Source organism: Alphaproteobacteria bacterium (assembly GCA_018063245.1).
Lineage (GTDB): Bacteria > Pseudomonadota > Alphaproteobacteria > JAGPBS01 > JAGPBS01 > JAGPBS01.
The window spans coordinates 1-12,164 of sequence record JAGPBS010000061.1 but is presented as its reverse complement, the minus strand read 5'-3'; the positions used below and the strand labels follow the sequence as shown (position 1 = coordinate 12,164).

Here is a 12,164-nt window from a genome sequence, read left to right as displayed (position 1 = left end):
TTGGAGCAATAGATTTAGATCAGATGGAAAAATACACTCCCGTAAATTTATACTCTAAGTTATAATCGAAAAAGTGTTACCTATGTCCCCGCACATTCGTTACCCATGTCTCCGGTCTGTACACGAATGCAGGAATCCATCTTATCAGAATGTTAGAGCGGATTTAATCGAGAGATTTCCTGGACACCTTCGCAGGTGTGACAAAAGGGGTGATGGTGACAAAAAAAGGTCCAAAGGTCACTCTATGTCAACCTTTAGTCACGGGGAGGGACATCCATCAGTTCAATGGTGCAACCATTTTCTTTGAGAGTCCATAGCCATTCCTTTTGGGCAGGCGTTAGAGACTCAAAAGGAATCAGGTCTTGTAGATTATCCGCTTCAAATTGTAGATGGGTCAGTTTTGTGAGGTTTACAATTGAATCTGGTAAAGACCTTAGATTGTGATATTGGAATGTGAGAGATTTTAAAGATGTCAATTGTCCAATTTCAGAAGGCAAGCAATTCACTTGTTCAACATGGAGTTCTTGTAAATTCACACAGTCTGCAATCTGAGGAGGTAGGGTGACAAGCCCCATATCGCAAAATACGAGCTGTTCAATTTTTTCAGGATTGTGAATAAGTCTAAGCGGAAAGAAGTACATGTCATCAGTATAGGTTGATGAATCACCATATCGTCTTGCGCTCTCTGTATTGTCCTCGTCAGTCTGATTTGGTAGGTCTAGAAGATAATCATGATAATCAGAAAATCGTTGGACGATATTTTTCCCTTCTCTTTGATACATCGGGTGATCAAACGTGAGAACATGTCTCATAAAGCTTTCTTCATCATCTTTAAAGTAGCCTGCATCAAGGCACTCACGGATCTGTTCCATTGTCAGTTTCTTGTCCGTTGTTTGAAGGCCAGTATAGATGGTATCGAGAATAGCTTGTGCTGCTGCCACAAAAGCATGTTGTTTTAATGACTCTAGAGAGGCATCTAACAATGTGAGGGTGAGGGACTGAGAGAGTTTGTTCATTGTGACAAAAGGAAGTCCATATAAATAGTTGCTAACAAAATTGGCTCGAGTGAAGAAAATATTTTTTATAAATGTATTGCCAAATTGACATAGTGAGAGCAGTGATCCAATGGTCTTTACATCTAGATAAGTAAAGAGCTGCGTTAAAATATCGGCTGGAAATTGAACAATGAGCCTTCCTTTTGCTTCAGGGTTGCGGGCTGTGCTTTGTAAATCAATAATAAATTGTACAACTTCTTGGTTAGAGGATTCACGCTCTGTAATAGGATTATCAAGAGCATATTCCCAAGCGTCATCAGCTTCAAGCCTTATTCTTTTGGCAGGGTTTGTGTTGTCTTGTTCAATAGTCCTACTATTGATTTTGGCATCTGTTTGCTCAATTGGATCCTGAGCGTTTAAAGGTGAATTGGTAATGGTTAATTGTAAATCTGACATTTGAATATTCCTAATAAAAATAATAGTTACAGCGTGATAATAGCTTTAAAATTAACGTATTATAGCATAAAATTAAAATAAATCAAGTGTTTCTTCATTTTGAAGCACATGAGTTATATTTTTTTGGTTCTATAGACTAGCGAGCAGGGGCTGCCGCTTTTAGAATTGTACATTCTTCACCACTTTCACGCATGGCATTGCAAAAGCGATCTGCAATCTGTGGGTCCATATCGTCACTTTGTAGGCGGTATGATTTGCCTGTGACATTATCGTCTAAGACTTGAATCTTAGAGAAATCAAGTTTATTTGCAAACTTGCGTGAGAGACGAATCCATTCTTCTTCAGCCAGATCACGATCGTCATAAGTTTGAATGAAAACGCGATTCTGTTGTGAAGGGGCAGGTTGAGGCTCCGGTGATTGGTTAGTTGCTTTATTATTCAAGAGTGAAACAGGTTCTTGAGCTTGCGTGCGAGGCTGAGAATGAATGGTAGATGAAGAAATTTCAGGGGCTGGCTCATCATCAGTTGCGCCCCAATTGTCTTGATTGTTTTGAGGTGCTTGGCCTTTATATGAGGATCCTTCGTAAGCAGAAGGTGCAATATCAAATTGTGCGTCTATTTTCTGTCTATTGGCAGCATTGTCGAAATATTTTTTTGTGATTTCGTCCATCTCATTTTGGAGCTTGCGTTGATCTTCCGCTGATAATTTTTGAGGAAACAATTTGTGTCCTTTAAAGGTAATTTTTTCAGCGAGTTGGAGTCTTTCTCTGAACTCATCTGTGATCAAAAGCGCATCATCGTCATTTTTAATAATGCGAGGTGTCACCAGAATGAGGAGCTCTTTACGTGTACCCGTTGAGGTGTTTGTGCTAAAGATGCGGCCAAGGATTGGGATATCCATGAGGAGAGGTACGCCAGAACGTCCTTCTTCAGCCGTATCTGAAATAAGGCCGCCCAGTGCAATTGTGTTCCCAGATTGAACTGTGACGATCGTATTGAGTTTTTGGTCTGTAAAAGCAGGAGTGAGGCGTGCCTCATTTGAATTGTTTGAGTTGCCGGCATTATCAGCTTCTGTTTTTTCTTGAATAATATCAAGAGTCACTTTGCCGTCATTGCTGACGCGCGGTGTAACGGTGAGCATAATACCCGTGTCTCTGAAATCAATATTGGTGACGGTTGGTGCATCGGCTGCTGCATTGCTTGTTGTTTCGGTTGAAATAACAGGAACTTGTTTACCAACCTTCATATCAACTGTTTTGTTATTGTGGACCATGGCATAAGGAGATGACAGAACTTTTACATCTGTTTTCTCTTTCAACATTTTGAGTGTCGCCATAATGTCTTGATTTTTGAAAATGAACTTAAAGCCTTTGTCAATCAGAGCTGTTGCCGTTTTAGACGCAACGCCACTGCCATTCATATTGCCTGTAAAATGTTCTTTGTCAAAAAAGGCATTGATACCATATTGAAGTTCATTTGTGAGCGAGACCTCAGCAATTGTGGCTTCAATCATCACTTGCAGAGGCGGCAAGTCGAGTCTTTTGATGGCAGCTTCAATCATACGATAATCAGTTGCAGATGATTTAATGATGAGTGCATTGTTTTCTTCATCAGGGATGATTTTCACGTTGCCTGTATTCACAGAGGCAACATTTGAGTGTGATTTTTGATCATAATAATCGTCACGTTGATCATCATTTTGACGGCCTTTTGATTCTGAATTTGAATTTGAGATGCGTGGGCCAGAACGTGTTTGTTTTGGTGGCTCAGGCGCTTTATTGGAAATGCCAATGCCGCCATCAGCAAAAAGCTCTTGAAGCATACTTGCAACGGTACTTGATTTGGTGTTGGTCAAATAGTACACATGAAGGCCATAACCAATTTGTTTTTCACCCATATCAAGGCGTTTGATCCATTGAGCAATACGTTCAAAATAGAGGGGCTGTTTGCTGATCACTAAAATCGCATTGAGTCTTTCAAGGGGAATAAATTTAAACACATTAGTCAGAGCAGAGTCTTGCTGTTCAAAGATTTTTTCAAGTTCGAAGATCACTGTCCCCGCATCAGCAACTGAGAGCGGGAAGAGAGCGAATGACATGCCAGCAAGCCAATCAACGTCAAACATTTTGATCATTTCATGAACGGTGAGAATGTCTTGAGGTGTTCCTGATACAATAATGATATTTCGAGTTGTATCAGCCTGAATTTTAGCTTCACCTGTTGAGACAGACTGGAGTAGATTTGCAATTTGAGTTGCAGAAATATATTTCAGTTGAATTGGTAATACTGACTTATCACCGATTTTTTGTGTCCCATGCAGGCGCGGTGTGTTATCAGAATAGCGTTTTGCTTCTGACATAATGTAAATACGGCGATTAATCTCGAGAAGAGAGATATTATTATCTGCTAAAACATTCTGGAATTCACCCAAGAGAGCTTGTCTGGAAATTGGCACCTTGGTTTTAAAGGTAATCGTGTTTTTGATATCTGGGTCAATGTCGAATTCAAGCCCTAGAATTTCGCCAATGACCATTCTTGTAATCGCAGGCACATCAGCATTTTCGAAATTCAAATAGATTTTGTCAATTGAATTGCCTGGACCTTTGACGTCTCCAATTGTACTGAGTTTGAAAAATTTTCCGCTACCGATAACGGCAATAATCGGAACACCTTCTTTTTCAAGCTCTTTGCGAATAGCAATGCCATCTGTGTTATTGAGGTTTGAAATTTGCGTTTGTATTGTATGGGCTTCAGCTTTTTTTGATTCATCTGGGGTGTCTAACCCATCTGCGACTTGTCGATTGATTGTAGGTGATTTCGCGTGAGAATCTGGGGATCTTTGTTCTGCAATGCTGCTATTTTGTTGGCAGGAGATTAAAAAGATGACAAAAAGCATGACAACAGCAGCAGACACTGTTTTTGTCAGTGATTTTGAAAATCTGTGGCAAATAGCTATCATTTGGTCCATTTGGTTTCTTGACATTAATTTAGTTATATCTCTAATTCTTTAACAAGGATTTACCAAACTTGCTAGATATTTTCAATGTTTCAATTTTTTGAGTGATTTTTTTTGACAAAAAAGCGACACTTGCAGAATTTTAATATTTCATAATGGATGATTATTTTATAATAAATAGATATCGTGCTCTTTTGATCAGTCTGGAAATAAGATGTCGCTCATTGCAGAACAACAAAAAGAAAAAATGGCAACGCCTTACTGGGTGTCTTTGTACCTTGGTTTGGTGATTACATTCATTATTTTTTCTCTGATCTATCGAGAAACAATGATTAAAGAGCAAAAATTTGCAAGTGAACAAGTTAGTAAAATCGAAGATGATATTTTCGAGTATTTTGAAACGTTTGATCAGTTGACAGCTTTGTTTCATGTTCAAGTTGAAAAAAATATTCTTTTACATCAAAAGCCTTTGGTTGGCATACGTGATAACTTCATTCCAGATTTTTTAAAGATTGATCAGATTTTGTTTTTAGAAAAACCTGCTGGCGGGTCTTTGAAAGCGCTTGATGTTTCATCTTTACCCGATGCACAATCTCATCTTTATGAGTTATTGGTTGTTGCTGATGAAATGGTTAATAATCATGACGATCTTCGTCTCACATCTCAGCAAGATCCTGTTTTGCAAGGAGAAATGATCTCGATTGTGCCGATTGCGTTAAAGGATAAAAGTTTACTTGATTCTCAAAAGACTTATTATTTGCTGATAGCAACCGGAATTAATAGGTTACCGAATTATTTGATTCGAAATTTTGAAAAAGCTGTTTCAGCTCGTTTTGAAATTATGTCCCCAGATAAAGGGGATGTGCCTATTCTTTCAGCGATTTTGGCGCAGGATAATATCTTTTCTCTGTTCAAAAATAAATATTACTTCATTCGTAATTTTTATTTTAAGGGCAGGGAGTATATTTTGCACTTAAATGATATTAGTGTTTCATCATCGCCGCTTTCTCTATTGGCTCCTTACTTTGTATTGATTGCCTCTCTTGCGTCGACTTTGTTTGTATCTGCGTATCTTTATATTCAACATCAACGAGAGGCAGAGGTTCATAAATTAGCGGATTCTTTAGAAAAATCAAACTTTGAGTTGAATAAGCGAATTCAAGAAAGAGATCAAATTTCTGCTGCTTTGCGTCAAAGTGAGAGAAAATATCGTGAGATGTATGAAAATGCGGTTGAAGGTACATATCAAGCAACATTTGATGGCGTTTTGATCAACTCGAATATGTCGATGGCAAAAATGCTTGGATATGATTCTCCTCAAGAGCTGATTGCTGCCATTCATTCTATTGATACAGATGTTTATGTTTCAGAAAATGTAAGAGCCGATTTCCTGAAACGAATTTTGAAAAAAGGATCTGTCATTGGTTTTGAAGCTGAAGTGAAGATGAAAAATGGTCAAAAAATTTGGATCTCTGAAACAGCACGTAAAGTTGAAATTCCGTCTCAGAAACTCATTTACATAGAAGGTAAAATTGAAAACATCACTGATCGTAAAGAGACAGAACAAAATCTGATCGTGGCCAAAGAGCAGGCAGAGCTTGCGAATAGATCAAAATCTGAGTTTCTTGCGAATATGAGCCATGAGCTTAGAACGCCTTTGAACGCAATTATTGGCTTTTCTGAAATTATCAAAGATCAGATATTCGGTGCAATCCCTCAGGGGGAATATGTTGAATATTCGAATGACATTTATGAAAGCGGAAGGCTCTTGCTAGCGCTTATTAACGATATTCTTGATATGTCTCGGCTTGAAGCAGGTAAAAAGGTTTTGCAAGAGAGTACGATCAATATGGTAAAAGTGATTGATTCTTGTGTGCGCTTATTGCAAGCACGTGCACGTACAAAGAATATTTCACTTGTTGTTGACGTTCCTGCAGATTTCCCTAATCTATGGGCTGAAGAGCTCGCTTTAAAACAGATTTTGGCGAATCTTTTAACAAATGCAATTAAATTTACCCCAGATGACGGTGTTGTCACTGTTGGGGCGCTGATGACGACTAAAGGGCTGCCTCAAATTTTTGTGAGGGACACAGGTATTGGCATGTCAAAGGAAAATATTAAGCTTGCTTTGACACCATTCGGTCAGGTTAAAAATAAGTTTTCAGAGAAAAATGAAGGGGTTGGTCTTGGTATTCCTATTGTGATGTCTTTGGTTGACTTACATCAAGGAAAGTTAGATATTAAAAGTAAAGAAAATGAAGGCACAACAATTGCCATTACATTCCCGAAGAAAAGAATCGTTTTTGATAAAAAGACCAATAATAAAGAGGAACATGGCCATGGAGCACAAGATACCATCCAAAAACTTGCCTAATGATCAGGCCGATCAAACAGAAGATGACGCAATAGCCTTTGCAGAAAAATTAAAAACAGATGGCGTAGTCCTTGAACTCAATGGCCGGAAAGGGCCAGAGCCAACAAGGTTTGGTGATTGGGAAAAAAAAGGAAAGTGTGTTGATTTTTAAAAGAGGGCAGTTGCAGGCATTCGTGCATCAGAAGTGATTGTATTTTCATTTAATTCTGTTATGATTTTTAAAGGACAAAAGTCCTGATAACAAAGAATGAATATGGTGCACTATGCTTGATTTACAAAAAATCCGATTGGAAAAAGAGACTGTCGAAAAAATGCTTTACCGTCGAGGAACTGCAATTTCCCTCGATACGATTCTGTCGCTCGATGAAAAAAATCGTAAAATTACGACGGATTTACAACAGATTCAGCAAGACAGAAACTCGTTCTCACAACAAATCGGTCTTTTGAAAAAAGAGCAAAAGCATACTGAAGCTGATGCCATGATGGAAAAGGTCAATGTTTTGAAAGAAACAATGTTCCTTCTAGAAAAAGACCAGGCACAAGTGTCAACTGAGCTTGAGCAGCTTTTATTGGAGGTTCCCAATACGCCAGCTGAAGATATTCCTGATGGGAAAGATGAAAATGATAATGTCGAAATTGATCGTTGGGGAGAGCCTAAAGAGCTTGCTCATGCCAAAGATCATGATGATATCGGTATTGCCCTTGGTCTAATGCAGCCTGATTTGGCAGCAAAATTATCAGGCTCACGTTTTATGGTGATGCGCGGAGCTCTTGCGAAGCTTGAGCGCGCTTTGGGGCAATTCATGCTCGATCTGCAAACCAATGAATTTGGCTACACAGAAGTTTCTGTGCCAATTTTAGTGAGGGATCACTGCATGTTTGGGACCGGTCAATTGCCAAAGTTCCGTGAAGATCAGTTCAAAACAACCAATGATTATTGGCTGATTCCAACAGCCGAAGTACCCGTGACCAATCTTGTCCGTGATGAAATTTTGTCTGGTGAAGAACTGCCTTTAAGATTAACGGCGCTCACGCCTTGCTTTAGAGCAGAAGCAGGAGCAGCGGGTAAAGATACCAAGGGGATGATTCGTCAGCATCAATTCTGGAAAGTCGAGATGGTCAGTATTACAAGACCAGATCAAGCCCTTGCAGAGCATGAGCGCATGACTGAAAATGCAAGAGAAATCTTGAGGAGGCTTGGCTTGCCATTCAGAACCGTTATGCTTTGTGCTGGTGATATTGGTTTTGGGGCTAAAAAGACTTATGATCTTGAGGTTTGGCTGCCTGGGCAAAAGAAATATCGTGAAATTTCTAGCTGCTCTCACTTTGGAGACTTCCAGGCAAGACGGATGAAAACGCGTTTTAAAAATTCAGGTGAAAAGAACACGAACTTTGTTCATACTTTAAATGGATCAGGTCTTGCTGTTGGTCGTACACTTGTTGCGATTCTTGAAAATTACGTACAGCCAGATGGATCCATTTTGCTGCCAGAGGCAATTCAGCCTTATATGGGCGGTCTGAAAAGGATTGAAAAAGATGTTTGATAAGCCTGTCGATTTAAAGAATGCACGTATCCTGATTACAAATGATGATGGCATTCATGCGCCTGGCTTGCAGGTTTTGATTAAAATCGCAAAATCGCTCTGTGATGATGTATGGGTTGTAGCGCCTGAGATTGAACAATCGGGCGCAAGTCACTCTTTAAGTCTGACAACGCCACTCAGATATCGGAAGATTGATGAGAAAGTGTTCGCAGTTGAAGGCACACCAACTGACTGCGTTCTTTTCTCGATCAATTATCTCATGAAGGACACGCCGCCAACGCTGGTTTTGTCCGGCGTGAATGCGGGAAGTAACCTTGGTGAGGATGTGACTTATTCTGGAACCATTGCAGCTGCGATGGAAGCAACGCTTCTTGGTGTTCCATCAATTGCTCTATCTCAGCATCTGAATGGGATGCGTGATAAGATTCATTGGGAAACAGCACAGGAATGGGCGCCAGATATTATTCAACGTCTTGTGAATCTCAAATGGCCAGAAAATGTGTTGATGAATGTGAATTTTCCAGGGGTGCCGAGTCGTGAGGTAAAGGGGATTAAAGTCGTGCGCCATGGAAAGAGAAAATATGGCGATAATTTGACGGAAAGGTTAGATCCGCGTGGTCGTCCTTACTTCTGGATTGGGGCTTTACGTCTTGAAGGCGATACCTCGCAAGATACTGACGTGGGTCAAGTTTTTGGAGGCGCTATCTCGATTACTCCGATTTCTTTAAATATGACAGAAATGAAAATGCTTGAAAAATTAAAACCAATATTTGAAAATTAGAGTTGATCATGGTTGTTTAAGCCATAAGGATAAAAAGAAGAAGGCTGCAAGATAAAATGCTGAAAATAAATAAGATTGTGACTCTGCCTATTTTTCTTTCTCTGTTATTGCTGCAAGCATGTGGGGGTGAGAAATCTCAGCCTGCAACAGTTCATCATTATGGACTCACAAAGCCTAAGTATACAGAAGTTGCTGTTCCAACAAATATCGAAGTTCAGGCAGGTGATACGCTTTTTGCTGTTTCAAAAAGGTACAATATTGCACTGAGAGATCTGATTGATGCGAATGGTTTGAAGGCTCCTTATGAGCTTGAGATTGGCCAAAAACTCAAAATGCCTCATGTGAATAGCTATGTTGTTCAGGAAGGCGATACGCTTTATTCCATTTCTCGTACTTTTAATCTGTCTCAACAAGAGATTGTTGCTTTAAATAGATTGAAGGAGCCTTATGCTCTCTCAAATGGACAGGCTCTGAAATTATCGGCGGATCGTCAGAATAAAGCTGTTCATTTGAGCTCGAATGTCCATCCAGCACCAGAACTTGAGCCAAATCCTAAACCTCAAAAGATGATGAAGTATGTAGAGACATCTCGTAAACCAGAGACGGATTCAAGGAAAACGGAAATGACGGCAGCAGCGCCGCAGGAAAAGGCTGTAAAAAAGGAGCCTGTGCAAGTGGCAAGTTATCAGCCGCCAGCACTTTCAAACGGAAAGTTCATGTGGCCACTCAAAGGCAAAGTTGTATCGCTTTATGGACCAAAGTCAGAAGGTCTTCATAATGATGGCATTAATATTGCGGCACCAAAAGGGGCTCCTGTGCAATCAGCTGAAAATGGTGTTGTTGCTTATGTCGGTAATGAACTCAAGGGATTTGGAAATTTGTTGCTGATCAAGCATGGTAATGGCTATATTTCAGCCTATGGCCATTTGGATGGCATTCAGGTGAAACGAGGGGATCAGATCACAAAAGGACAAGTGGTTGGGACTGTTGGCTCAACGGGTGCTGTTCGGAATCCACAATTGCATTTTGAATTGAGAAAAGGGACAAAGGCTTTCGATCCGATGACAATGCTAGGAGGGTAATACAATGTCTGAGCTAGTCCCGTTAATTGATGGAGTGAGGCCCTATGTTGGAAGAGGTGAAGATCGTTTAGATTTATATCCTGCTTCAATGGGGATGCTTAAGAGCAGTGATCACTTTATATGTTTACCAATCATTCAGGATATACAAATCGTAAGACGCAGTTCATTAGAGAAATGGCCTTTTGCAGATGAAGAGTCAGAAAATGTGTTGCGATATTTACCCCTTCAGGATCGTGCAGCTTTGAAAGCAACCTGTCGCGGTTTTTATGATTTGGCAAGAAAAATCGATCCAATGTATGAGCTTCGTATCAAGTCATATGCGGGCTTATTGGAGGTAAATACGTTTTTGAGGACCTTGAAACGGCACAAGGTTTTGCCAGTGAAGCGCTTAGACTATCCAGCAAATTTGAAACTACCACCATTAAACCAAATAGAGAGGTTCATGCCTCAATTGCAGGTTCTTGTTTTAAAAGCAACACTGAATCATTTTCATATAGATGATCTTATGAAGTTTGTTACAAAACCAGGGCTCAAAGAGATTCATTTTGTGAAGCCCACTGTAAGGTGTGTTTGTTGTGATTTTTATGTGATTGATTATTTAGATTATTTTAGGCCTCGGCTTGGCTTTTGTTCAAGAAATGATGAGATGTCTAGAGAAAACCTCAAAAAATTGGCAAAAGAGGCACGTCGACATGGTGTTTTGGTCAGAGCGCTTGGAGCCCCTGTTGTGCGTATGACATTCTTGCAAAAGGCAGTGAATTGTTCGAGTAAGACAGCCTGTGCATTACCATTTCTATTGCTAGTGCTATGGTTTGCCCTCTCTACGATTGGAGATCAGCTTGAGGAGGATTTTGATTATAAAATCCATACAGTTACCACAAATATGGGTGGGAAATATATGTGGCAAACGACGGTTGTGAATGATAAATATGTTTGGTCTCAATTTTTGCAGTCTGTATCAGATCACTTTGGCTATGCTTGGTTTATTAGTACTCCACTTTGTTTTATTTATGCATTGCATGTTTGTCGCTGTCAGCGAAAAACCCCTCACTACGAAGTGCTCACTGTTTAGCTTTTTTGTTGAATGGTAAATGAAGGTAATTTTAGTCAATTTGTTTGACAAGGCCTATGCTATTGGTTAAGTTCGCCATATCATGGATTGTTGTGATGATGATATTCAATTTTAGACGAAGGTATTTATATGAAGCAAATTACAAAAACTCATTTTGCCATACCCACGGGTTCAACGGAGAACTCATCTCGGCTTTCTTGCGACTTTACTTCTGATATTGGAGTTCGTCCACGCGTTCACAATTTTACTGAGAATCAACAATTACTCAGTCAAGTTTTATTTCAGGTTCCTGTGCAGGATCTGTATCAAAGACTGTGTCATGCAGATGTGGAAAAGAAGAAATGGGTTTTGTCCGTTTTACGGGAGTATGCTGATGTCCCGTGTGCTGATGCTTTTGTTCGATTTGCTTTAGGGCCACATAGGAAAGGTTCTTTTTATTTTGATACTGAGCAAGACGAATTGATTGCTCATATAAAAAATGCTGAAGATGTCTCAGAGACATTCCAGTTTTATCAAAGTGCTACGAGTTTGAATCTGTATTATGAGGGAACGGACATTCGGCCCTTTATACAAATTTTGGACCAGATGAAGTCATTGAAAAAAATGACTGTCTATTTTGCGCATTTTCCTTTAATGAATCACTTTCGTCCCGGGCATTTAATCTTTACTGAGAAATTTTCTGGGATGGAAAAAATTTCATTTTCGAATGATCTCACCTTAAAGCAGATGCTTGATGCGCTTACACTTTTCCCTCATGCGCGTGAGGTCAATGTGAGTGCCTCACATCAGGCCTTTGAAACTTTGAGTCAAGAAGATGCACTATGTTTAAAGGAATTATTGTCCTCTCAATTAGAAAAGTTAGCGATTCCGCACGATGTGAGTTCCTCAGTTTTGCGCATGCTTA

General features: G+C 39.7%; 9 protein-coding genes. 7 read left to right on the top strand and 2 right to left on the bottom strand.

Annotation, left to right across the window (positions count from 1 at the left end; translation table 11 throughout):
* Nucleotides 1–254: 254 nt before the first annotated feature.
* Nucleotides 255–1,451, bottom strand: a complete 1,197-nt coding sequence (locus tag KBF71_08115; GenBank protein MBP9878279.1) for a hypothetical protein — start codon at nt 1,449–1,451, stop codon at nt 255–257.
* Nucleotides 1,452–1,587: 136 nt separating this feature from the next.
* Entirely contained in the window at nt 1,588–4,419 is a 2,832-nt protein-coding gene (gspD, locus tag KBF71_08110; GenBank protein ID MBP9878278.1) for a type II secretion system secretin GspD, read from the bottom strand.
* A gap of 202 nt (nt 4,420–4,621) precedes the next feature.
* Here gspD and KBF71_08105 point away from each other — a divergent pair, with 202 nt between their 5' ends.
* The 7 genes from KBF71_08105 to KBF71_08075 all read left to right on the top strand — a co-directional run.
* The gene (locus KBF71_08105; GenBank protein ID MBP9878277.1) at nt 4,622–6,781 is read left to right on the top strand and encodes a PAS domain S-box protein; all 2,160 of its coding nucleotides are present in this window, start codon (nt 4,622–4,624) and stop codon (nt 6,779–6,781) included.
* Complete coding sequence (locus KBF71_08100) at nt 6,747–6,932, top strand: DUF1674 domain-containing protein (GenBank protein ID MBP9878276.1); 186 nt, start codon at nt 6,747–6,749, stop codon at nt 6,930–6,932. The genes KBF71_08105 and KBF71_08100 overlap by 35 nt, the downstream gene beginning before the upstream one ends.
* A gap of 112 nt (nt 6,933–7,044) precedes the next feature.
* Nucleotides 7,045–8,325 carry a serine--tRNA ligase gene (gene serS / locus KBF71_08095; protein ID MBP9878275.1) on the top strand — a complete coding sequence of 427 codons (1,281 nt, stop codon included), beginning with the start codon at nt 7,045–7,047 and terminating at the stop codon, nt 8,323–8,325.
* On the top strand, nt 8,318–9,106 hold the full coding sequence (gene surE / locus KBF71_08090; GenBank protein MBP9878274.1) for a 5'/3'-nucleotidase SurE: 789 nt from the start codon (nt 8,318–8,320) through the stop codon (nt 9,104–9,106). The genes serS and surE overlap by 8 nt, the downstream gene beginning before the upstream one ends.
* Before the next feature lie 56 nt (nt 9,107–9,162).
* Nucleotides 9,163–10,188, top strand: coding sequence for a LysM peptidoglycan-binding domain-containing M23 family metallopeptidase (locus tag KBF71_08085; GenBank protein MBP9878273.1), 1,026 nt, complete (start codon nt 9,163–9,165; stop codon nt 10,186–10,188).
* 4 nt (nt 10,189–10,192) lie between these two features.
* Complete coding sequence (locus tag KBF71_08080; protein MBP9878272.1) at nt 10,193–11,260, top strand: hypothetical protein; 1,068 nt, start codon at nt 10,193–10,195, stop codon at nt 11,258–11,260.
* Nucleotides 11,261–11,389: 129 nt separating this feature from the next.
* Nucleotides 11,390–12,164, top strand: a 775-nt coding sequence (locus KBF71_08075; protein ID MBP9878271.1) for a hypothetical protein, incomplete at its 3' end; no start/stop codon positions are given.

Bases quoted from the DNA above. Each gene is read 5' to 3' on its own strand.
- KBF71_08115 (MBP9878279.1), bottom strand. From the start codon at position 1,451: ATGTCAGATTTACAATTAACCATTACCAATTCACCTTTAAACGCTCAG.
- KBF71_08080 (MBP9878272.1), top strand. From the start codon at position 10,193: ATGTCTGAGCTAGTCCCGTTAATTGATGGAGTGAGGCCCTATGTTGGA.
- surE (MBP9878274.1), top strand. From the start codon at position 8,318: ATGTTTGATAAGCCTGTCGATTTAAAGAATGCACGTATCCTGATTACA.
- KBF71_08105 (MBP9878277.1), top strand. From the start codon at position 4,622: ATGTCGCTCATTGCAGAACAACAAAAAGAAAAAATGGCAACGCCTTAC.
- KBF71_08100 (MBP9878276.1), top strand. From the start codon at position 6,747: ATGGAGCACAAGATACCATCCAAAAACTTGCCTAATGATCAGGCCGAT.
- serS (MBP9878275.1), top strand. From the start codon at position 7,045: ATGCTTGATTTACAAAAAATCCGATTGGAAAAAGAGACTGTCGAAAAA.
- gspD (MBP9878278.1), bottom strand. From the start codon at position 4,419: ATGGACCAAATGATAGCTATTTGCCACAGATTTTCAAAATCACTGACA.
- KBF71_08085 (MBP9878273.1), top strand. From the start codon at position 9,163: ATGCTGAAAATAAATAAGATTGTGACTCTGCCTATTTTTCTTTCTCTG.